The organism is uncultured Chloroflexus sp. (assembly GCF_938091255.1).
Taxonomy (GTDB): domain Bacteria; phylum Chloroflexota; class Chloroflexia; order Chloroflexales; family Chloroflexaceae; genus Chloroflexus.
The window spans coordinates 81,618-103,806 of the sequence record NZ_CALLJH010000002.1 but is presented as its reverse complement, the minus strand read 5'-3'; the positions used below and the strand labels follow the sequence as shown (position 1 = coordinate 103,806).

At 57.6% G+C, this 22,189-nt stretch carries 20 protein-coding genes; 13 read left to right on the top strand and 7 right to left on the bottom strand.

The genetic code is table 11. The features are described from left to right. Window positions 1–22: 22 nt before the first annotated feature. The 4 genes from pdhA to Q1A00_RS00840 all read right to left on the bottom strand — a co-directional run bounded on the left by pdhA (window position 23) and on the right by Q1A00_RS00840 (window position 4,707). Window positions 23–1,090, bottom strand: coding sequence for a pyruvate dehydrogenase (acetyl-transferring) E1 component subunit alpha (pdhA, locus tag Q1A00_RS00855; protein ID WP_298404490.1), 1,068 nt, complete (start codon window positions 1,088–1,090; stop codon window positions 23–25). Window positions 1,091–1,374: 284 nt separating this feature from the next. After that, window positions 1,375–1,842: a CBS domain-containing protein gene (locus Q1A00_RS00850; protein WP_066791345.1), complete on the bottom strand. Its 468-nt coding sequence runs from the start codon at window positions 1,840–1,842 to the stop codon at window positions 1,375–1,377. A 136-nt stretch (window positions 1,843–1,978) separates the two neighbouring features. Next, complete coding sequence (locus Q1A00_RS00845; RefSeq protein WP_298404484.1) at window positions 1,979–3,811, bottom strand: VanW family protein; 1,833 nt, start codon at window positions 3,809–3,811, stop codon at window positions 1,979–1,981. Window positions 3,812–4,047: 236 nt separating this feature from the next. Next, the gene (locus tag Q1A00_RS00840) at window positions 4,048–4,707 is read right to left on the bottom strand and encodes a hypothetical protein (protein ID WP_298404481.1); all 660 of its coding nucleotides are present in this window, start codon (window positions 4,705–4,707) and stop codon (window positions 4,048–4,050) included. A 187-nt stretch (window positions 4,708–4,894) separates the two neighbouring features. Between Q1A00_RS00840 and Q1A00_RS00835 the strand changes: the two genes are divergently transcribed. Continuing rightward, entirely contained in the window at window positions 4,895–6,232 is a 1,338-nt protein-coding gene (locus Q1A00_RS00835; RefSeq protein ID WP_299754802.1) for an amidohydrolase, read from the top strand. Between the two features lie 31 nt (window positions 6,233–6,263). On the opposite strand, the gene Q1A00_RS00830 is transcribed toward Q1A00_RS00835, so the two are convergent. Continuing rightward, window positions 6,264–6,428 (bottom strand): hypothetical protein, encoded by a 165-nt coding sequence (locus Q1A00_RS00830; RefSeq protein ID WP_298404476.1) that lies wholly within the window; start codon window positions 6,426–6,428, stop codon window positions 6,264–6,266. Window positions 6,429–6,438: 10 nt separating this feature from the next. After that, complete coding sequence (locus tag Q1A00_RS00825; RefSeq protein WP_298404473.1) at window positions 6,439–6,630, bottom strand: hypothetical protein; 192 nt, start codon at window positions 6,628–6,630, stop codon at window positions 6,439–6,441. A 264-nt stretch (window positions 6,631–6,894) separates the two neighbouring features. On the opposite strand from Q1A00_RS00825, the gene Q1A00_RS00820 reads away from it, so the two are divergent. The 3 genes from Q1A00_RS00820 to rimO all read left to right on the top strand — a co-directional run bounded on the left by Q1A00_RS00820 (window position 6,895) and on the right by rimO (window position 9,806). Continuing rightward, on the top strand, window positions 6,895–7,707 hold the full coding sequence (locus Q1A00_RS00820; RefSeq protein WP_298404470.1) for a RodZ domain-containing protein: 813 nt from the start codon (window positions 6,895–6,897) through the stop codon (window positions 7,705–7,707). Window positions 7,708–7,746: 39 nt separating this feature from the next. Next, on the top strand, window positions 7,747–8,244 hold the full coding sequence (locus Q1A00_RS00815) for a YajQ family cyclic di-GMP-binding protein (RefSeq protein ID WP_298404468.1): 498 nt from the start codon (window positions 7,747–7,749) through the stop codon (window positions 8,242–8,244). Between the two features lie 191 nt (window positions 8,245–8,435). Continuing rightward, entirely contained in the window at window positions 8,436–9,806 is a 1,371-nt protein-coding gene (gene rimO, locus Q1A00_RS00810) for a 30S ribosomal protein S12 methylthiotransferase RimO (protein ID WP_298404465.1), read from the top strand. A 60-nt stretch (window positions 9,807–9,866) separates the two neighbouring features. On the opposite strand, the gene Q1A00_RS00805 is transcribed toward rimO, so the two are convergent. Next, entirely contained in the window at window positions 9,867–10,286 is a 420-nt protein-coding gene (locus Q1A00_RS00805) for a BlaI/MecI/CopY family transcriptional regulator (RefSeq protein WP_066790203.1), read from the bottom strand. Between the two features lie 251 nt (window positions 10,287–10,537). Between Q1A00_RS00805 and Q1A00_RS00800 the strand changes: the two genes are divergently transcribed. From Q1A00_RS00800 to Q1A00_RS00760, 9 genes are all read left to right on the top strand, one after another. Then, entirely contained in the window at window positions 10,538–11,569 is a 1,032-nt protein-coding gene (locus tag Q1A00_RS00800; RefSeq protein WP_299754796.1) for a polyprenyl synthetase family protein, read from the top strand. Between the two features lie 482 nt (window positions 11,570–12,051). Next, entirely contained in the window at window positions 12,052–12,363 is a 312-nt protein-coding gene (locus tag Q1A00_RS00795; RefSeq protein WP_298404454.1) for an RNA-binding protein, read from the top strand. A gap of 97 nt (window positions 12,364–12,460) precedes the next feature. Continuing rightward, window positions 12,461–13,543 carry a calcium/sodium antiporter gene (locus tag Q1A00_RS00790; protein ID WP_298404451.1) on the top strand — a complete coding sequence of 361 codons (1,083 nt, stop codon included), beginning with the start codon at window positions 12,461–12,463 and terminating at the stop codon, window positions 13,541–13,543. Continuing rightward, window positions 13,544–14,440: a histone deacetylase gene (locus Q1A00_RS00785; RefSeq protein WP_298404448.1), complete on the top strand. Its 897-nt coding sequence runs from the start codon at window positions 13,544–13,546 to the stop codon at window positions 14,438–14,440. A gap of 185 nt (window positions 14,441–14,625) precedes the next feature. Beyond that, the gene (locus Q1A00_RS00780; RefSeq protein ID WP_298404446.1) at window positions 14,626–15,363 is read left to right on the top strand and encodes a ferritin-like domain-containing protein; all 738 of its coding nucleotides are present in this window, start codon (window positions 14,626–14,628) and stop codon (window positions 15,361–15,363) included. A 177-nt stretch (window positions 15,364–15,540) separates the two neighbouring features. Then, the gene (locus Q1A00_RS00775; RefSeq protein WP_298490170.1) at window positions 15,541–16,161 is read left to right on the top strand and encodes a sigma-70 family RNA polymerase sigma factor; all 621 of its coding nucleotides are present in this window, start codon (window positions 15,541–15,543) and stop codon (window positions 16,159–16,161) included. A 5-nt stretch (window positions 16,162–16,166) separates the two neighbouring features. Beyond that, a complete protein-coding gene (locus Q1A00_RS00770; protein ID WP_298490169.1) occupies window positions 16,167–16,949 on the top strand; it encodes an anti-sigma factor in 783 nt (260 codons plus the stop codon). 84 nt (window positions 16,950–17,033) lie between these two features. Then, window positions 17,034–19,976: a GAF domain-containing protein gene (locus tag Q1A00_RS00765; protein ID WP_298404440.1), complete on the top strand. Its 2,943-nt coding sequence runs from the start codon at window positions 17,034–17,036 to the stop codon at window positions 19,974–19,976. 124 nt (window positions 19,977–20,100) lie between these two features. Continuing rightward, window positions 20,101–22,179, top strand: coding sequence for a putative glycoside hydrolase (locus Q1A00_RS00760; RefSeq protein ID WP_299643753.1), 2,079 nt, complete (start codon window positions 20,101–20,103; stop codon window positions 22,177–22,179). The last annotated feature ends 10 nt before the right edge of the window (window positions 22,180–22,189 follow it).

The window sequence follows — 22,189 nt, the reverse complement described above, 5'->3', positions numbered from 1 at the left end:
ATAGCTGTGCTCCACCCAACCGCTAAAACTCGCCGCGATTAATCTTCACAGCGCGGATTGCGTCTTCGGCGGTCGGTGTATTTGGCACCGGCGTCGCATACATATACTTATAGAGATCTTCAAACTTCGGATCGGGGCTATTGTTAGCGAAATCGATCGCCTCTTGCACCTCGCGCTCAACCCGATCGGCCACGCTCTTCAGCCATGTATCGTCAACAACGCCATGATCGAGCAGGAGCGCGGCAAACTTACGGATCGGATCGTACAGTTCGCGTCCGCGGCGTACCATTTCAGGGTCGCGGTAACGATCAGCGTCAATCACCGAGTGGCCGCGAAAGCGGAAGCTAACCGCATCAATAATTGCTGGCTCGCCTTCGGCTTCGGCGCGGGCGCGCAAGCGACGCACCACATCGCGCACCGCCAGCACATCGGTGCCATCGACCCGTTCGCCGTAGACGCGGAACGAAGCGCCCTTCTTCCATAGATCCGGCTCGGATGAACCGGACTCCACCGAGGTGCCCATACCGTAACCATTATTGACGATAAAGAAGAGCACTGGGCACTTCCAGATCTTAGCTAGATTCAACGACTCGTAGAACGCGCCAATGTTCGTGGTACCATCACCCATTTGGGCGATGACCACACCCGGCTTGCCCTGATAGCGCAGCGCATACGCGGCGCCAACGGCGAGCGGCACTTGCCCGCCGACGATCGCATAGCCACCCATAAAGTTGGTTTTACGGTCGAACAGGTGCATCGAACCGCCGCGCCCGCCGGAAACGCCGGTCTCTTTGCCGAACAGTTCGGCCATCACCGGGCCGGGTGGCACGCCACGGGCAATAATGTAACCGTGCTCGCGATAATTGGTGAAGATGTAGTCGTCGGGAGTAAGGGCGGCCATGAGGCCGACGATAGTGGCCTCTTCGCCGAGATTGAGGTGGCAGTATCCGCCAATTTTCGCTTTCACGTACATTTCGCTGGCGCGCTCTTCAAATCGCCGCAACAGGAGCATCTGATAGTAGTAATGCTTCAATTCATCGGCGGTAGCGCGCTCAAGGAGGGGCTGAGCCGATTCGGCTACTTCGGCCATAGTAAAGACTCCTCTCGTATGCTGGGCGCTTCGCTTCGGCACAGGTTAGTATTGCCATATGCCGCGGCGACGCGCCATCTGGTATGTTCGCCACGCCCCCGTGGGCGTGTAACGCGCTTGAAATGAACCAGACGCGCACCTAGTCTGGCGGGACGCAATTGTTTGATGAACGTCAGGTCAACAGTCTACTGCGTGATGGCACAGCAGCAGCTTGGTGACCGATCAATCGGTTGCGAGTATGACGTGAGCGCAAACGGCAACCGCTGCCCCACGCCACATCACGGTTACATACCCGGCGGCACCACTTCGTGGGTGAAAGCGCTGGCGTCAGCGCCGCAGCGCGGGCAATGTTTGGGCGATTCGAGCGAGCGCACGATCTCACCGCAGACGCCGCACACCCAACGCATTGCGATCTGGCGCACAAGATCTGACCGGCTGACAATGCCAACCACTTTGCCGTTTTCGACCACCGGCACCCGCCGGATGCGCTGGTTGGTGAGGAGGTGCTGGATCTGTTCGACTTCGGTGTCGGCGCTAACGCTGATCACGCTGCGGGTCATAATCTCTTTGACCGTGCGCCCCTCTTTGGCGATCAGATCGTGCTCGGTGACAAGGCCGACCAAGATGCCATGACCGTTAATCACCGGCAAGCCACTGATTCGGTTGCGCGCCATTAGGCGGGCGGCATCTTCGACCGAGGCGTCATCAGTGATGCAAATCACATCACGGGTCATGATCTCGCGCGCTTTCATTCCGCTACACCTTTCGTTTCGTTATGTTCTATTCGTGATGTTCTTCACGAGAGTAGTTGCACGAACAACTCTTCCTTAGTATAGCAGAGATTGCCAAGCTGGCGGTGTGGTGGGAATGTTAGGCACAGCGGTGCGTTTAGCGACCGGTGCCGCGTACAAAGATGTCGGGCCATGGTTGGAAGGTGGTGGGGATCGTATCGCGCCGGTTGATTTCGCCGTTGGTATAGACGGTGCGATAGACTTCGACCCGCAACCCACCGCGCGCGGTATCGGTTTGCCGGATCACGCCAGCCGGCAGGGTGGGATCGTCAATGTAGATTGGCTGGGTCGGGGCCGGGGTGCGTTCGAGAATGCGGTAAGCATATTCTACCCGGCGGTTGCTCGGCGGGCCGTAGAGGATCATCGTTAATTGTTGGCGTTGCAGATCAACCTTGCTGGTCAAGAGCAGCCAGCCACCGGTATCGTTGACAAACCGTAGATCGTGGACGCCGGTAAAGATGGCGGCATCGAGGCCGGGCGGTTCGCCAAGCTCTTCGTACCAGCCGATGCGGAACGAGTGCTCGTGGCGTTCGGTGATCGGCAAGCCAGCGAAAAAAGCGGCGCGGAAGACAGTGGTGCTGACTTGGCAAAGGCCGCCGCCCCACTCTTTTTGGGTGCGGTTGGCGATGATAGCCAGCCCCTCGACGAATCCGCGTTCTGGGGTGACGGGGCCGAGGGTTGTATTAAACGAGAACGTTGCGCCGGGAGAGATGAGTACGCCGTCCATCTGGCGTGCGCCAGCTTGAATATTAGTAATGCGGTACTCGGCTGAGTTGCGGAACGAGCTCACCCCAACGCCAACCGGCGCGGTAATCCCCAGCGCGGCGAGGTTATCAGCAGTAACCGGTGGGGGTAATTCGCGCATGGGCAAGTTTACGGTGCGCTCGTGGCTATAGAGCGCGCCATTAATACGGGCCAGCGCCTCTTCGACTGCGAGACCGCGTCCGGGTGTGCCGGGGGTGCGGATACGCAAGTTGCCGTTATTCCAATCAACGCGGGGCAAGCCGCCCTCTTCGCGCAGTACGGCGGCGATGGGGGTGAGTGCGGCGCGGATAGCGGCCTGATCGATCATCACTGCCATAGCCGGGCGGCCATCGATCGCGGTGAGACTGCGAAGCTTGATCCACGCGGCGATGTGCGAGACCGGCCATTCCCAGCGGCAACCGGCGGGGCACTGGCCGCCCCGGCCTTCGAGCTGGATCGGGCCATGCAGCAGTAATTGCAATTCGGCGACGGTGGGGGCGAGGTCAGCATCGCGCACTCGCGGTTCGAGTAGGCGGGTGCGGATCACCACCTCTTGCGGTTGCAGACTCTGCACGGCGGCGGTCATATCGGCGATCGTGTCATCGATCAGCGTTTGCCGACCCCACTGCTCTTCACCAACGAAGATGATCCCATCGCGCAGTTCTACGCTGGCCTCAACCGGTGTGCGGTCGATCTCGGCAGCGATGGCGCGTAACGTTTGCTGGGCAATGCGCTGATCGAAGCGCAGGCGCAGCGGCAGATCAACGCCGTATTGCCATGTGGCGGCGGCGATGCGGGTATTGGCTTGCCAATGAAGATCGTGACCGAGGGCAAAGGCAGCGTCGAGCGCCTCGTCAATCGCCAAACTGAGGCCAAGGTCTTCAGCCGCCGGTCGCCAGAGCTGACCATCGAAGCTCAGGGTGACCGGCGCGGCAAGGAAATCGGCATAGCGGCGCTGGAGAACAGCGCGGGCTTCGGCGCGGGTCAGACCGCCGATTGGCAAGCCACGCACGCTAATGTTAGGATAGATCCGTTCGGCCAGCAGCCGTTCGCCCAACAAGATCGCGCCATAGCTAAGCAGTGCAGCCAAGCCGGCTAGTGCGGTGAGCACGAGCACCCATTCCATAATGCGCCACGGCCATGAACGGCGCGCGCGGGGCACCCGGGCTGGCAGCGGACGATCCATGATAGTCTCGCAACAGCATTCCAATGCACAAAACAGCAATGACACCTTCAGTCTAACGCGCCGTAGTAGCCGTGTCAAGTCGCCGCGCCCGGCGGCGGCCCGGCGCTGCCGGGCCCGGGCAGGGAGCGTCCGTAACGGGATGGGCCGCGCCGTGCGCGACCTTGGCGGCCCGGCGCTGAGCTGCGGCCACAGGCGCAACAACGTTGTACCCATACCGGGGAGGCGATGCGTTGGCGCTATCCATTGCGTTTGTTCGCGGCGCTGGCGCGTTGGCGCGCTTGCCATTCGCTAATCAAGGTTGCCGCCTGCTCGTTAGTAAGCTGATCAACCGCAGCGTTGAACCGGCGTTGGGCTTCGGCGTCGGCGTCGAGCGTGAGTTCGCGCGCCAATGATAAGATAGCGTTGCGCTGTTTGTCAGAAACCGGTTGGTTCGCGTAGCGAGCGCGTTCTTCGGCGACCGCCAATCGCTGCTGTTCTTCTTGCACGCGCCGCAATTCGTCAATAAATGCCGAGGCTTGGCCTTTGTTGAGGGCAACCAGATCGTAGCCGTGCTCTTGGGCGAAGGCAGCTAACTTTTCACCCGACCAACCCAGCGCTTGTTGGAGCGAGGCGATAAAGTTGCGCTGACGTTCGCTGGCCGGCGCGTCGGGGTCGCGCACGGTAATAGCGGTGGCTGCGGTATGTTGCTCACGAATCTGCGCAATTTGTTGCTCAACCGCCTCGCGCTGGCTGCGGAAGATGCGCCAGCCGAGATCAACCGCTTGCTGCACCATCTGCTCGTCGGCATCAATTGGTAGGGTGATAGTCTCTTCAATGGTGATAAAATCGTCGCCAAGTTTGATCGCGGTGCGATACGTGCGGGTGACGCTCCGCTCGCTTTGGGGTTTGGCCGGCATAGTGTTCCTCCTCCGACTCTCCGTACTGAGTTCTTCCCGCCGCGCCCGATTTCTGTCGTTTATACAGTGCCGGCGCTAGAATAAGGATAGCACAAATGTTCGTTTTTGACAAGCAGTTGTCAGAAGTTGGTATTCCACTTACAATGGATATACGATCCGCTATGCAATAGTTTAATTGTGAAGCGCAATGTACGATCTGCTCATTCAGCGCGTTGATGTCCTTCAGATCGCCAATGGCACGCCTGCGATCTTGCCGCAGCATGATATTGCTATCGCCGGGCAACGCATTGTCGCGATAGCCCCGGCCATCAGCCCCGGTCTTGCCCGTGAGACGCTGAATGGTGCGGGCCAGTTAGCCATTCCCGGCCTGATCAATAGCCATGCCCACATTGCGATGAGCTTGTTTCGCGGCGTGGCCGAAGATGTGCCGATCGCAGAGTGGTTTAATAGCTTTATCTGGCCGCTGGAGACGAATCTAACGCGAGAAGATGTCTATTGGGGGGCCTTGCTGGGGATAGCCGAGATGATTGAATCCGGCGTAACTTGCGTGGCCGATCATTATTTTGTCGCCGACGCGATCGCGCAAGCGGTGCAAGAGTCGGGCATGCGCGCGCTGCTGGCGTGGACGCTCTTCTCTGGCGCTGATGAGCACGAGCAATTGGCTCGCGCCCGCCAGTTTACCGAACAGTGGCACGGCGCCGCTGGTGATCGGATCCGGGTCTGGATGGGGCCGCATGCGCCGTATACTTGCACGCCGTCGTTCTTGCGCCGGGTGGGGCAGACGGCGCGTGAGCTGGGTGTTGGCATCCACATTCACCTCGCCGAAACGGCGGCGCAAGTCGCCCAGAGTATAGCTGCGCACGGCCAATCGCCGGTGCAGCTCGCGCGCGACACCGGCCTGTTTGATGTACCAGCGATTGCGGCCCACGTCGCCCATGTCTCGCCGGAAGATATTGCGACCCTGGCTGCCTATGGGGTGGCAGTGGCGGTCACTCCAAAGACCGAGATGAAGCTGGGGATTGGAGTGGCGCCGGTGACGGCCATGCGGGCCGCTGGGGTTACGGTGGCAATTGGCAGCGATGGCGCGGCCAGCAACAATACCTATGATGTGCTTGAGGCAGCGCGTCTGTTGGCCCTGCTGGAAAAGCTGCGCAACAGCGATGCGCGCGTCTTACCGATCGGCGTGACGCTTGAGTTGGCGACCGCCGCCGGCGCGCGCGCATTGCGATGGGATGATATTGGCGTGTTACAGGTGGGTGCGCGCGCCGATCTGGCGCTGGTGCAATGTGCGACCGCGCATATCCAACCGCTCCATAATCCGGCGGCGGCCTTGCTCTATAGCGCCCAACCTGCCGATGTCAGCACGGTGATCATTGATGGCCGGATCGTAATGCGCGATCGAGTGTTGCTAACGATTGATAAGCCACGAGTGTTGCGCGAGGTGGCGGCACGGATCGAACGCCTTACTCAACGCCAAACCGAGCAACGGATGGCCGTTTATCCTGAGCTGGCGGCTGGCGAATAGGGCATCGTCAATCTTTGGTCCTGACGGTGCTCTATTTGAACAGCGTTGCTAATCCACACAAGAGGCTGCCTGCCACCCCAATGGCAAGCGCATGCATCCACAGCGGCTCACCGGCGAGCGCAACGCCAATGATAGTGGCCGTTACCCCGACCGCACTGCCGATGATAACTGCTTCTCGTTCGCGCTGACTGAGCATAGGTCTCCTCTTAACGCTCGCGCTCGCTGATATCACGCCCTTGATCAAGCGAATAGCTGCCGTAGTCTTGGGTCGGCGGTTCAGCCGCTTTTTGCACGATCACGCCGATCTGCACCAAAAACCAGAAAATGCCCGATCCGATGAGGGCTACCACAATGAGACCCACGATGATCATTGCGATCATAAATATGCTACTCATCATAAGCGTTCCTTTCATTCTATAGCTATGACTGCGCCTACGCGCATTGGGCAAGGCGGCAGCCGGATCGCGTGGTCGTTTGCTACGTTCCATGATACGAACGATAGCGGCATAGCGTTTCGCCTACGCCGCTATGATTGCTTTGTCAAACGGTTGTCACTAAATGGTTGCGGGTATGGTATACTGCCCGCAGGACAAAAGGCATCTAATAGGCGATACCATAGGGAGGGTGGTAGCACGTCACTGGTGCGGTGGAAGGGTGGTATTATGAGTGAGCTGGGCGCGCGTCTCCGGCGAGCGCGAGAGGCAAATGGTATTTCATTAGCGCAGGCGGCGGCGGACACCCGTATTTTGTTGCAATCGTTGCAGGCATTGGAAGAAGGCGCGTTCGAGCGATTGCCGAGTGATGTGGTTGCTCGCGGTTTTGTGCGGAATTATGCGCAATACCTCGGCTTGCCCGTTGATGAGATGATCGAGCTCTACCGGCGCGAGCGCGGTGCAACCGATAAGATCCGCATTGTTCCGGCAACCAATCCGCCCCGCACCCGAATGTATGTCCTCCCCGGTTTTTTTGCCATCTTCTTCATCACCTTAACGTTGATCGGGCTTGCGTATGTAGGTCTCAGCGCCCTCGGCCGCATTGGCGAACGTGCGACGCCGTCGGCTGGCGTCGCAGCTTCTCCCACCATTGAGACGCCTTCGCCATTGCCGACACCAAGCCCGCTGCCGACCGAGATCAGCCTCATCGCAACGCCTACCCCGTCGCCGGTGGCGGTCACGCCTTTCGTACTAGTGCTGCCTGAGCCAAGCCCAACCCCGGCAGCGCCGATCGTGATCGAGGTACGGGTGCCTAATGTGCGTGGCAATGAGAATTCATGGGTGCGGGTGCAGGTTGACGGCACAACCGTCTTTGAGGCGATCATGCGTGCCGGCGAGCAACAGGTCTTCGCCGCGCAGCGCCGGGTCTTTATCCGTGCCGGTAATCCGACCGATGTCGAGGTCACGGTGAACGGGTTACAGCAAGGGCCGCTCGGCACCGTGCCCGGCCAGCCGGTGAATTGGTCGTGGCCGCCGAATTGATCGGTCAAACCTGCGTTTCTCTGGTTGTGGGAGGTAACAATGCCTAGCGAAAACAGCTTTGATATTGTTTCAGATTTTGATCAGCAAGAGTTGGTGAATGCGGTTGATCAGACGTTGCGTGAAGTGCAGACGCGCTACGATCTGAAAGATGCAGGCGTGACCATCACCTTGAGCAAGACCGAATTGGTGATCGAAGCTGATAGCGAGCTGTCATTGCGCAGTGTGCGCGATGTGCTGGAAACGAAAGCTGTGCGTCGGAAACTGTCGTTGAAGATTTTTGATTACGGCAAACCGGCTGATGCGAGTGGCGGACGAGTGCGGCAGGTGGTGACGTTGCGCCGCGGGATCGATAGCGAACTGGCGAAGAAGCTGAGCAAAATGATCCGCGATCGCTTTCCTAAAGTGCAGCCGCGGATTCAAGGCGATACACTGCGCGTAGTGGGCAAGAGCCGCGATGAGTTACAGGCGGTGATTGCGTTTCTGCGTGAACGCGAGGGTGAGATTCCGGTGCCGCTGCAAATGACCAATTATCGCTGAGTAATCCTATTTGGTGGCAGGAGAGGACGGTGCTCGCGATGAGCGCTGTCCTTTCTTTTTGGTATAGCTGCAACCCGACACAAATATCAACCAACGCGCTTCACCGTGGTACTGCCCAACTCGATCTATAATGCAGAGAGATTGCTGATTAGCTAGATAAACAAAACAAAGGAATCACGAGTACATCACCAATGAAATACCATATCGTAACGCTGGGCTGTCCGAAAAATGCGGTTGATAGCGAAGGAATGGACGGCCTGCTCAGCGCGCAGGGGCATCAAGCCGTGGCTACCGCTGAGGATGCTGATGTGATTATCGTCAATACATGCAGTTTTATTGCCGCAGCGCGGGCCGAGACCCTCGGCGTGCTGAAGGAATTGGGTGAGCGCAAACGGCCCGACCAGCGCCTGATCGCCGCCGGCTGCATGGCCCAGAGCCATCCGGGTGAGGTGGCGAAGGTGCAAGGTGTTGATGCGACGCTCGGTACCCAACAGTGGACGCAGATCGGCGCGGTGGTTGGTCAACTAGCGCAGCCGGTGATCCCGTTGGCGTCTGCGCCGGCAGCGGCCACGATTCCCCTGATCCTGACCTCTGCTGCTGAGCAGCCGGTCTCGTATGCCGATTGGCGCACGACGCAAATCCGGCGCACGCGCCACACTCCTTCCGCCTATCTCAAGATTTCGGATGGCTGTAACTTGCGCTGCGCCTTCTGCACCATTCCCAGCTTCAAGGGTGATATGCGCTCGAAGCCGGTTGGGGCCGTGTTGGCCGAGGCGCAAGAATTGGTGGCGCAAGGTGCGCGCGAAATTGTGCTGGTCGCGCAGCATCTGACTGACTACGGCCGTGATCTCGGCTTGCAAGACGGGTTGGCGATTCTGCTTGAAGAGCTGTGCCAAGTGACGCCGCCGGATATCTGGATCCGGCTGATGTACGCTTACCCGCACGGCATCAGCGAGCGCCTAATCGCAACGATGGCCGCGCATCCCCAGATCTGTCATTATCTCGATATGCCTTTGCAACACGCCCATCCGGCTACGCTCCGTCGCATGCGGCGCCCGCCGGATACCGATCGCACGTTGCGTCTCATCGCCGAATTGCGCGCTGCGATGCCCGATATTGCCATCCGCTCGACGTTCATTGTCGGCTATCCCGGTGAAACGACTGCCGAGTTTAACGCGCTGCTCGAATTTTTGCAGACTGCGCAACTCGATCGAGTGGGAGTCTTCCGCTATTCACGCGAACCGGGTACGCCGGCCGCTGAGTTGCCCGATCAAGTGCGGCCACAGGTGATCGAGCGGCGCTGGCATGAAGTGATGCGCTTGCAGCAAGCGATTTCGTATGCGCGCAACCAGCGCTGGATCGGCCGCACCTTAACGGTCTTGATCGAGGGCAATGGGGCAACCGATGATGGCAGTCCGCTCAGCGTGGGCCGTTCGTTCCGCGACGCGCCTGAAATTGATGGTCAGGTCTTTGTGTGGGGATCGCATCCAGCAGGAAGCGTGGTACCGGTGCGGGTAACGCAGGCGACCGCCTACGATCTGTGGGGAGAGGCAGCCGGGTAAACGAGCGCCAACCTGCGGGTTGCTTGGGTGGCTGCCCGCAGGTTGGCCAAGCGAGGTGGTTTAGGCATTCAAGCGCTGGGCAATTTCACGCTGCAGACGGCGGAGTTCCGAGGGATTGTTGTGCGCGAGATAATCGACCATGTACGAGATGGCGGTGTCACTATAATCATCGAGTAACCCGTCGAGCACTTGCCGTACCACTAGATTGACAAACTCGTCTTCACTGATGACCGGGGTGTAGACATAGGCTAGCCCATCACGCTCGCGGTTGAGCACACCTTTATCGGCCAGCCGGCTCATCGTCGTCATGACGGTGGTGTAGGCAATATCGCGCTGTTGAGCCAATTTGCGATGCACTTTCTTGACGGTGCTTGAACCTTCTTGCCAGAGGATCTGCATAATCTCTGTCTCGAGCGGGCCTAATACCTTGACGAGACCATCTTTAGTGGGGCTAAAGCGAAAGCGCAGGTTAAATGCCATAACAACACCTCGTTCGTTTGCGTCAATGAAACGTGGTAATCGGTCAGTTCTTACATGGCGAGTGTACGCTGCGTAGCACAATTAGAGAAGATATGAACATTACACGATGATGACATGTAGTACTATTGTCTAAACATCTATACGATGTTCTGTCGTAAAAAGGAAGTAAATTCTCAGAAAACCTTACTTTTGTTGTTTTTGGGTCACTGATTGGCAAGTTTATCGCGAATTGTAATGGAATTGTAATGCTTATGACGCTAGAACATGACGTTAGATTGCAGATTCAAGCGGAAATGCGGGCAGTGTTTCCGGTGGTCGAAGGGCGGTTGCATCGGTTTTACGCCATGCAGGAGTACCATCTCGGCTGGCGGAACGAGGATTTGACTCCGGCGGAGGCCGATCCGGGCAAGCTGATCCGGCCGCAGTTGGTGTTATTGGCGTGCGCGGTTGCTGGCGGCGATCCGCAGCAAGCCTTGCCCTTGGCCGCCGGCATCCAGCTCTTGCATGACTTCTCGCTGATCCACGACGACATCGAAGATGACAGCGCGCTGCGACGGGGCCGACGTACACTCTGGAATATCTGGGGTCTAGCCCATGGCATCAATGCCGGCGATGCGATGTTTGTGCTAGCTCACCTCGCCATTCACCGGCTAGCCGAGGCTGGCTTGCCGGCTGAGCGCGTGTTGGCCATTCTGCGCCGGTTTGATGAGGTCATTCTGCGCATCTGCGAAGGGCAGTACCTCGATCTGAGCTTCGAGGGCGATTTGAGCATCACGCCAGAGGATTATCTCGCTATGATCGGCGGGAAGACGGCGGCGCTGATTGCCGGTGCCGCCGAACTGGGGGCGCGGGCTGCGGGTGCGCCTGACACCACGGTGGCGGCGCTGGCTGATTTTGGCCGCGCGTTGGGGCTAGGGTTCCAAATCGAAGATGATATTCTGGGTATTTGGGGTGCGCCGGAACAGACGGGCAAACCGTTTGCTGCCGATCTCTACCGGCGCAAGGTGAGCTTGCCGGTGGTGCATGCCCTGACCCATAGCCCAGATCGGGCACGGCTGGTCGAACTTTATCGCCAACCGGCGCTCGATGATGCGGCCGTTGCCGAGGTGTTGGCGATCCTTGACGCTGTCGGTTCACGCGCCTATTGCGCGGCGATCGCGAACGACCACCATCAAGCTGCCTTTGCCGCGCTGGAGGTAGTGCAACCGCCGACAGCAACCGCGGCTGCCGCGCGCGACCGCTTGCGCGCGCTTACCCAAAGCTTGATCGGGCGGCAGTATTAAAGGGCTGGCGCGAGCGTGGCTCGTCGGAGACGTGGCATCTCCCTCAGGCATAGCGCCGCGATGCCCTACCGCCCCTCGCAATAACAGGAGCGAGTAGGAACCGTCCGTTCAGGGATTATGAACGTACCAGCGGGAGACGGCGTCGAGCGCGTTGCGCCTACACAATGCCAACAAGGGGATGGCAAGAATTTCCGTAACTATCTATTAACTGAAACTTCAAAGGTCTTTTCATCTCGCGGCGAATGTGCTACACTATAGCCGTTACACAGCGTCACGTCGCCGCGAGAGTCTGTTCGTCCGTCTGGGCCCGATCGACTCCCTTGTCCGCACGACCTCCACGCCCGAGGATCAGCACGCGGCGCTGTGGACCGCTACCCGCTGTGAGGCGAAGTGAGTAGCGTGCAGTTTTGGAGGCGTGGTTTGTGGGCGCAAGCCCCGTGAGTGACTGCGTTGGGCAAGCAACGCGGAGGGAGTGGGACCGGATGTACGTGAAGCTCTTTGTTGGCAATTTGGCGTGGAGCGTTGATGATGCAACGCTCGAGACCTTCTTTCAGGCTTATGGCGATGTGCGCAGCGCGCGGGTGATCAATGATCGTGAGACGGGCCGGTCGCGCGGTTTTGGCTTTGTCGAGATGGAAGTTGCCGATGTGGCGAAGGTGATTAGCCAAACGAACGGCCAGCCAATTAACGGTCGTGAGATTCGGGTCAATGAAGCCGAGGATAAGGGTTCGCGCGGCCCTCGTTCCGGCGGTGATCGCGGTGATCGCGGCGGCTTCGGCGGTCGGCGTTATTAACGCTTCCCTTCGAGCCGGTCGCGCCTCAACTGGCTCGTGCGCGGGACTCCTCCGCCCCCTGTCATTGACAGGGGGCGCGTTGTGTTAGGAAGGACGTATGGTCATCGCTCTCTTTGGGGCCGGGATTGTGTTGTTGGTGTTCGGCGCTGATCTGCTCGTGCGCGGCGCCGCCAGCTTTGCCGCCAGCCTTGGCGTTTCGCCCTTGATTATTGGCTTGACGGTAGTGGCGGTAGGGACGAGTTCGCCTGAAATTGCTGTGAGTCTGCAAGCAGCATTCAATGGGCAAGGTGCTATTACACTTGGCAATATTGTGGGCAGCAACATCGCTAATGTTATGCTGATTTTGGGTGTAGCGGCGATGTTTGGCCCGCTGCCGGTCGATCGTCAGATCTTTCGCCGTGATCTGCCGGCCATGATTGGTGCGTCGGTCTTGACCTTGCTGTTGGCGCTTGATCAATCGCTGTCGCGGGTTGACGGCGTGATTATGCTGCTCGGATTGATCGTGTATCTTTGGGTGATATGGCCGCGTGGCGTGCATCTTAGTCAGCCCCATCCACAACGCGCTCATCACCATCACTGGAGGGTGCGAGTGTGGCAGGTGGCGATGATGGTGGGCGGTCTTGCCCTGTTAGTATTAGGGGCGAATTGGCTGGTAGATAGTGCGGTGACTTTTGCGACGTGGTTTGGCGTCAGCGAGCTGATCATTGGCTTGACGATCGTGGCTATCGGCACCTCGTTGCCCGAAATTGCTACCTCGGTGATTGCCGGTATGCGTGGTGAGCGCGATATTGCGGTGGGGAATGTGATTGGCAGCAATGTGCTCAACCTGCTCTTTGTGCTGGCGCTAACTATGGTGTTCTCGCCCCAGCCAATTGCAGTGCCTGCCGAAACAATCCGGCTCGATCTGCCGGTGATGGTTGGGGCGGCCCTCATCTGTGTGCCCATTTTTATCACGCGCCGGATCGTTTCGCAGCGCGAGGGGAGCTTGTTGCTGGTCTATTACCTTAGCTATACGCTCTACCTGATCCTGAGCGCGAATGGCAGTGACAAATTGCCAGTCTACAGCGCGGTGGTCGGCCTCTTATTAGTGCCACTCACGGTCGTATTGCTGGTCGTGCGAGCACTGCGTTGGCTGGGTGAAGAGCGTCGGCGAAAAGCTACTGTGAGTATGGTTGAATAAATGCGGGTCTTCTATTCTGACACTTTTGTCTTACCATTGCCGCCGGGCCACCGCTTTCCGATGGAGAAATACGCGCTGTTGCGTGAGCGGGTATTGGCAGAGGGAATCGTATCGCCTGAACGATTGCACGTACCTGAACCGGCGCGTGTGGTAGAACTAGCCCATGCCCATCTTCCGGCCTACATCGATCGAGTGCTAAACGGGCAACTCAGTAGTGCCGAATTACGCCGCATTGGCTTTCCGTGGTCGCCGCAGATGGTCGAGCGGTCACGTCGGTCGGTAGGGGCAACAATAGCTGCCTGCCGCGTCGCCTTACGTGAGGGGGTTGGTGTCAATCTGGCCGGCGGCACGCACCATGCCTTTGCCGATGCCGGCGCCGGCTATTGCGTCTTTAATGACGCAGCAGTTGCCGCGCGCGTCATGCAAGCCGAAGGTCGCGCGCGCCGTATCGCCATTATCGATTGCGATGTCCATCAGGGTGATGGCACGGCCGCTATTCTGGCCGGCGACCCGACAATCTTTACCTTCTCGATCCACGGTGCGCACAATTTTCCTTTCCGCAAACAGCAGAGCGATCTCGATATAGCGTTGCCTGACGCGACCGGTGATTCGGCTTACCTTGATGCCTTAGAATGGGGGTTGCGCCAAACCTTCGCTACTATTACACCCGATCTTGTCATTTACCTCGCCGGGGCCGATCCGTACTATGATGACCGGTTAGGGCGGCTCAGCTTGACAAAAGCCGGTCTGGCCGAGCGTGATCGGTTAGTCTTTGCCTATTGTCGATCGGTGGGGGTGCCGGTTGCAGTGACGATGGCCGGCGGCTATGCTCGTCAGGTGAGCGATACGGTTGATATTCACGCGCAAACAGTCGCGCTAGCTGTGGAAATAGGCTAGAACGGATCTCGTTTCGGGTAACGGTAGTCTGCTAAGAGAGCTGACGCTATACTCGCACCCACTGTGGATAGTCTGGTCTCATTTTGGCAGTTCGATACATCCAAAAGCACGTATCCTTCGCATAGATATGGTGAAGGGGCATACAAGGGTATGCGCCAATCACACATCTCAGTGGAGGAACCATCGTGACAGCAGAACACACGCAGCAGAGTGTCTTCTCTCGCCGAAGTCTGATCAAGGGGGTGGCCGGTCTTGGTGGCGGACTCGTGGTAGCAAGCTTTGCAAATCTGTTTGGCGTTCGTCCTGCCTCTGCCAGTGGTCATGATCGCAAAGACGAACCGCAACTCATTTTGAATCTCGCGGCGACAGCCGAAACACTCGCTACGACATTCTACTATGCCGCACTGACAGCCGCTAAGTTTCGCCTAGATGACGAAGACGTGCTTTATCTCAAGTTAGCACTCGATGCCGAGAAGTATCACCTCGACTTTTTGGTGTCTAATGGTGGGCGAGCACTCACCAATCAGTTTTACGTACCTGCCAATCTGTTGAGCGATCCGGCGCTGTTTGTGCAGGTAGGCGCTGATGCCGAGACAGCATTTGTGGGTGCGTATCTGGCTGCAACGCGCCGGTTTGCCGAGCTGGGCTTAGATCGTATTGCCGGCACGACTGCCCAACATGCGTGTAGCGAGGCGCAGCATTTGGCGTTAATCCGCGAGATTGGCGGTTTTGCACCGAATAATCTGGCGCTGCCACTGCCAATCTACTACAACGTCTCGGATGCGGTGCCAACGCTAGCGCCATTCTTGCAGGGTGGTCAAGGTTTCATTGGGCCGGTGAGTGCTCCGTCAGCGGCTCAGATTACTGCCGTACTTGGCAACGTAAAATCTGATCCGACACAACCGTACACAAAGGTGTTCTAACGTAGACAAGCCGAACCGGATTGACACGGGCCTGTCAGAGCGTTTAAGCTTATGACAGGCCTGTGTGTCTGTCATGACAGGGTTTATCTGGAATAACAACCTTGTGCGGTGATGGAAGAGACAGGCAGAGACAGATTTTGAGCAATCGCGCTTCCGCTACAATACACCAACGTAATCGTGCGACTGAAAAAAGAGGTCTCGCATCCGATGCCGCTTGAACAGTCTGAAGAATCCGGTTTGCGTACTCTGACCGATGAACTGCTGATCGATTTAATAGTGCAGCGTGAAGAGGCCGCCTTGGGCGTATTGTATGATCGATACGCATCACTTGTCTACGCGATTGCGTTGCGGGTGACCGGCGATCGCCAGACTGCTGAAGAGGTGATGCAAGATGTCTTTCAGAGCATCTGGCAGACGGCAGGAGGTTTTCAGCGCCAGACCGGTGTGGTAGCAGCATGGATTATCGGGATTACGCGACACCGAGCTATCGACGTCTTACGGAGTAAGCGTGAACGAGCGCGTCATCGCGAAGTCACCGGTATTGACGTAAGGACGTTGCCACCATCAGCAGGCGGCGTAGAAGGCGATGTTGAGCAGCGTATCCTGTATGAGGCGGTGCGGGCGGCGCTGGCCGATTTACCGTCAGCACAACGTCAAGCGATAGAAATGGCCTACTATGGTGGTCTCACCCAAACTGAAATTGCCGAACGGCTTGGGGAACCACTCGGTACGGTGAAAACCAGATTGCGACTTGGGTTAATCAAACTACGCGATATACTGCGGTCGCGATGGGAGTGATTCGTATGGAGCAATTATCAGGGGAACCTGACGAAATAGTTGATCTGCTGGCTGCGTATGCACTCGATGCGTTAGCGCCGTCTGAACGGGCACGGGTGCAGCGCTTGTTAGCGGAGCGCCCCGAATTATACCAGACGTTAACAGAATTGCGTGCTGCAGCCGATCTCTTGCCATACGGTCTTGATCGGCCCGCGCTACCGCCGGAGTGGCGGCAACGGACAATAGATTATGCGCTGGGGCGTCGTTCACCCACAGAGCAATCGACTTCCCGACAACGATCAAGTCGTTGGCGAGCTTGGACGATTGGTCTCGGCAGTCTATCAACGTTCCTACTCATCGTTCTGCTGGTTTTAATTGGATCACTCAATAGTTTGCGTAATGAACTAACTATTGTGACCCAGCAGCGCGATCAATCACAATCGTTAGCGGCAACGGCACAGGCCTCAGCGCAGCAAATGATGGCGGTACTTACCAATCCTACGCCGTTGGCTACGCTTGTTGGTGATGCCGGAAAGGGTGCTATCTTCCGCGATACAGCCGGGAATGTATTCTTAATCGTTTCATTGCCGCCGTTAGCCGATCATATAGTGTACCAACTTTGGTTGATCGAGAACAATGCTGCACCGGTAAGCGGTGGTATCTTTACGGTTGATGCCAGTGGTTATGGTGTAATACCTTTGCCGAACGAAAGCGCTCGACAAGGTATAACGTTGGCGATAACAGCCGAGCCAGCGCCCGGTAGTCCCGGTCCGACTGGAACAATCGTGATAGCCGGACAAATTACGTGATGCTGTTTTCATTGTTACTCTTGAGAATACAGTTCCTAGGCATGCTATACTTAAGCAAAGATACAGGCGTGTCTGGGAGTGACTATGCCCGAGCCGGCTCATATTCTGGTGGTTGAAGACGATCCTGATATCCGTCGCATCTTTCAGGCAGTGCTTGCCCGTGACGGTTTCCGCGTCTCGGTGGCGGTTTCGGGTGAAGAGGCGTTAAGCTTCTTGCAATTAATCACTCCCGATCTCATCCTACTCGATCTGGCGCTGCCGGGTGTTGATGGCGCCGAAGTAACCCGGCGGATCAAAGCGGATCGTTCCAAACCCTTCATCCCGATCATTATTGTTTCGGCCCATGCCGATCTTGATACGAGCGTCAGCAACCTCGATGCTGGTGCTGATGATGTGCTGGTCAAGCCGGTTGATTTCAACCTCTTGCTCGCACGGGTGCGGGCATTGTTACGGTTACAACGGGCGCAACGCAGCTTGCAGCAAGAGCAGCGCAAAACCGAGCTATTACTTCACTTATCGCGTGACCTCAGTTCCAGTATTGATCTCGATGTGTTGTTGACCGGCTTTCTCAACCACCTCGCCGATGCAGTCGGTGCGATTCGAGCCAGCATTATTCTGACCGGTTTTGTCGAAGAGAAGGTGCTCCTCTATTCGAGCAGCCGCCATCCGGCGACAGCCGAATTACAAGATATCTTACGGTATGGCGTGGCCGGGTTTGCGTTACGCGATCGCGGCCCCATTTTGATCAACGACACGCGGCTTGATTCGCGCTGGCTGGTGACTTCTGATCTGCACAATGATGTGCGTTCAGTGGCAGCGATGCCGATCGTCCGCGATAACCGCGCGTGGGGCGTGATTACGCTCGTGCATCATACGCCGGGATATTTTACGGTTGAACATCTCGAATTACTGGCCTCAGTTGCAGCCCAAAGCGCGTTGGCACTGGAAAGCGCCCGCCTCTACCGGCTCAGCGAACAACAGAAAGAGTTGCTGGCGCGGCGCGCGGAGGAATTACGCCGGATCAACGATATTAACCGGCTGTTGTCAGAATTGATGCAGATGGATCAACTAGGCCGGCTATTGGTGCAGATGATCCATTACCAGTTTGGCTACCCGCTAGTCGCGCTTGTTATTCGACAGCATGATCGCCTTGTGGTACAGGCGGTTGCCGGCGCATACCGGTTAGATGCTAACCATATTTCGTTTAGGATCGATCAAGGGGTTAGCGGATGGGTGTGCCGTCATCGTGAGCCGTTGCGCATTGATGATTTGGCCCAAGATGTGCGGTTTACACCGGTGCTGCCCGAGGAAGATCGCATGCGCTCGGCGCTCAGCGTGCCGGTGTTGTTGCCGCGAGAGGTGTTAGGTACGATTGAGGTACGCAGTCTGCATCCATCTGCCTTTAGCGCCAACGATGAAGCGATCTTGCTGGCGATTGCCAACCAACTTGCGATTGCGATCGGCAATGCTCGTCTGTTTGAGAGTGAGCAGCGCCGGATTGATCAATTGAGTGAGATTAATCGCCTGTCATTAGCATTGACAGCTCAATTTGCTGCCCCAGAGAATCTGCACCATACGATCGAGACGGTGGCGCACATCTTTCGGGTCGAGCAGGCCGCGATCTTGCTCTTTGGCCTGCAACCTAGCGATACGGTGGTCGCGTTGAGTGGGATGGTAGCGCTGCATGATGCTGATCTAGCCAAGTTTGTTCAACAACATCCGTTTCTAGCTGCGCAAGTGGCCGCTTTACAGCAGCCGCAGCACATTGAGAATTTGCCCGAACGAGCCGATTTGGCGCCATTACAGGCATTTCTAGCGGGGCGAGGCGTGCGCGACGTGTTGTTGGTGCCGCTCGTGGTCAATGGCCAAACGCAGGGAGTGCTTTGTCTTGACACGACGAAGCGCGGGCCGTTTGAAAAGACCGAATTAGAGATGGCGTCTACCGTCGCGAGTCTGATCGTGCAAATTCTTGAGAATGCCCGTCTGTATCGGGTGGTGAATGATGAGCGATCAACCCTCGATGCGGTGTTGCGCAGCGCGACCGATCCGATCGTGCTGATCGACCCTAATGCGCGCTTGCTGCTGGCGAATCCGGCGGCGCGTGAGCGCTTGCAGATTGATCCGGCGTTGCATCACGGGCAAGGAGTGGAAGTGTGTCCGGCGCTGCGCTCGATTATGCCGCTCCTTGAACGCAATGCGCCGACCACAGTGGAAATTGAGCCGCAACCAAACTTGCACTATAGCGTTAGCATTGCGCCGGTGTGCAGCAGTGAAGCGAAGGAGCTAGGGCGAGTAGTCGTATTCCGTGACATCAGCGCGATCAAACAGCTCGAACGACAAGAGCGCGAGCGGGTGCGCAGCGTCTTTCGCCGCTATGTTTCGCCGCAAGTGGCCGAACGGCTGCTTAGCGCCGGCAGTGATTTCGGCGCGCCGACTGAACGCACCGTGGCGGTACTCTTTGCCGATATGCGCGGCTTTACCACCTTGACCGAGCAGATCGATGCGCGGGTGCTAGTCGAGCGTATTCTTAACCGCTATTTTACCTCGATGACCGATGCGCTTTATGCCTACGACGGCACGATTGATAAGTTCCTTGGCGATGGTTTAATCGGGGTGTTTGGCTCGCCAATCGCGCATCCTGACGATCCGCAACGAGTGGTATTGGCAGCCGTGGCGATGCAGCAAGCCTTTGCGCGGTTGACCAAGAGGTGGCAAGAAGAGCTGAATCTACAGATCGGGATGGGGATTGGGATTAGCTATGGGCCGGCAGTGGTTGGCAATATTGGTTCCGAACAACGCCAAGACTATACGTTGATCGGTGATGTGGTCAACACTGCCTCGCGCTTGTGCGGGATTGCGCAAGCCGGCCAGATTATCGTCTCGTCGCATCTGGTCAACGCGCTCGGCGGCCAGTCGCCGTACCCGCTGCGAGAATTGGGGGCAACCCGTCTCAAAGGCAAACAGGAAGAACACCTCATTTATGAGGTAGTGATCGAGCAGCCGGCGCCGTTCGTGCAACGCGTGTAGCGTGGCAATGCGCTTCATGAATCAACTGTTCCAATGTTTGACATTCGCTCATCAACCTTTTAAGATACCCCCAACCGGTGAGACCTGACACCCGGCTCATTCCACCTAGAGGAGTCTGGCAACCATGACGTTGTTTACCCAGCGCATTGTGCGCTTCTGGATTCTCTGCGCACTGATTGTCGCAGTGTTGGCTGGATGTGCTGCCCAGCCTGTTGTCTTGACCGGTGTTGTGACCGATGCGTATACCGGCGCTCCCCTGTCTGGCGTAACGGTGGCAATTGGCGATCAGACGCTGACCACCGATGAGCAAGGCCGCTTTCAGACTGAACGCTGGCGGCCCGAAGATACCTTGGCGCTGCAAGCTCCCGCTTACGAGCCGCTCAACCTGCCCCTCGCCGATCAACCCGGTGTCGGCCAGAGCGGGGTTTTGACCGTGACCATCACGACGGCATTGCGCCCGAATGTGCTCAGCGGCGTAGTGACCGATCTCTATACCGGCCAGCCGATCAGTGGTGCGCAAGTGCGGTTGGAGGGCAACGAGGCTACGCAAGCGGTGACTAACAGTTTTGGCGCGTATACCCTTACCGGTGTGCCGGAATCGTTTACGGTCACGGTGAGCGCACCTGATTACGCGCCGGTTACGGAGACCATAGCGCGGGCGACGGCGCTCGATGTCAGTTTACGTCCAAATACGCTGAGCGGGGTGGTGACGAATGTCTACACTGGCCAGCCGGTGGCCGGGGCGAAGGTGACACTGGGTGAACTGAGCGCAACGACTGGTGTTGATGGCAGCTATCTGTTGCGCGAGATACCTGAACGCGGTGAAATCACCGTTGAGGCTGAGGGCTTTGCCGCGGTTACGCAGCCGTTTGCCCGGACGACCGCGCTTGATGTGACGCTCCGGCCTGACACCCTCTTTGGCCGGTTGGTTGACGCCACAACCGGCCAGCCGGTGCTGAACGCAGCAATCATCGCGACTGAAACACTGACGTCAACCGCCGTCGCTTTTGTACGGATCAACGACAGCCGGGAAGGTCGATTCCGCTTACCCAACCTGCCTGAACGTGGTTTCGTGCAAGTACTGGCGCCGGGGTACGCCAAGAAGGTCATCCCGATTGAGCCGGGCAATATGCCGGAGCAGATCGAGCTGGACCCCTTCTACGTGCGTGGTATCTATATCACGGCGGCGGTAGCGTCGGTACCGCGCTTGGTCGATCGTTTCCTCGACCTGATCGATCGCACCGAGCTGAATACCATAGTGATCGATATTAAGAGTGATCTCCGCGATGATCTTGGCATGGTCTACTACGACTCGCAAGTGCCGCTAGCCCGTGAATTGGGTCTGAGCACGCCAAGGATTGATTTCGCTTCAATACTAGCCAAAGCAAAAGAACGCGGCATCTATACTATTGCGCGAGTTCAGCTCTTCTCGCATGACAATGCCTTGTCAGATGCCCGGCCCGAATGGTCGATCCGGCTGCGTTCCACCGGCGAAGTCTATGCCGATTATCCGGGGCCGGGAATTCGGTACGCCTACCTCGATCCAACCAACCAAAATGTATGGGATTACAACATTGCGTTAGCCGTAGAAGCGGCCCAAATGGGCTTTGACGAGATCAATTTTGACTACATCCGCTTCCCCGATTGGTTTGGGCCATACACCGAGTTTAGCGAAAAGCTGCTCTTTAGCGAGCCAATCGATCCAGTGACGGATCCGGGCCGGATGTATGAAGTGATTCTGGAGTTTATGCAGCGTGCGCATTATGCGGTCAACGCTGCCGGCGCGTTTATGTCGGTTGATGTCTTCGGACGGGTAGTTAATGGCCCGTCGCTGACAATTGCGCAAGATATGGCCCGGATGGGTGAGTTTGCCGATTACGTCTGCCCGATGCCGTATCCGTCGTTATGGTGGGGTGGGCTAGAGAACATCGCGGTCCCAGTGAAGTTTCCTTATGAAACGATCCAAATTGCGGTGCGTAACGGTGGTCGGCAGATGATGGCGAGCTACGGCAAACAGCGGCCATGGTTGCAAGACCATACCGACCCGTGGGCGCCGGTGGTGGTTGAGTATGGCCCGGCTGAGGTACGGGCGCAGATTGATGCAACCGAAGAGCAGCCGGAAGCAGCAGCAGGATGGTTATTGTACGACTCGGCCAATATTTACAAAGGTGCGTTTAATGGTGCGGCGCGGCCTGCGCCGTAAACCAGCCGTT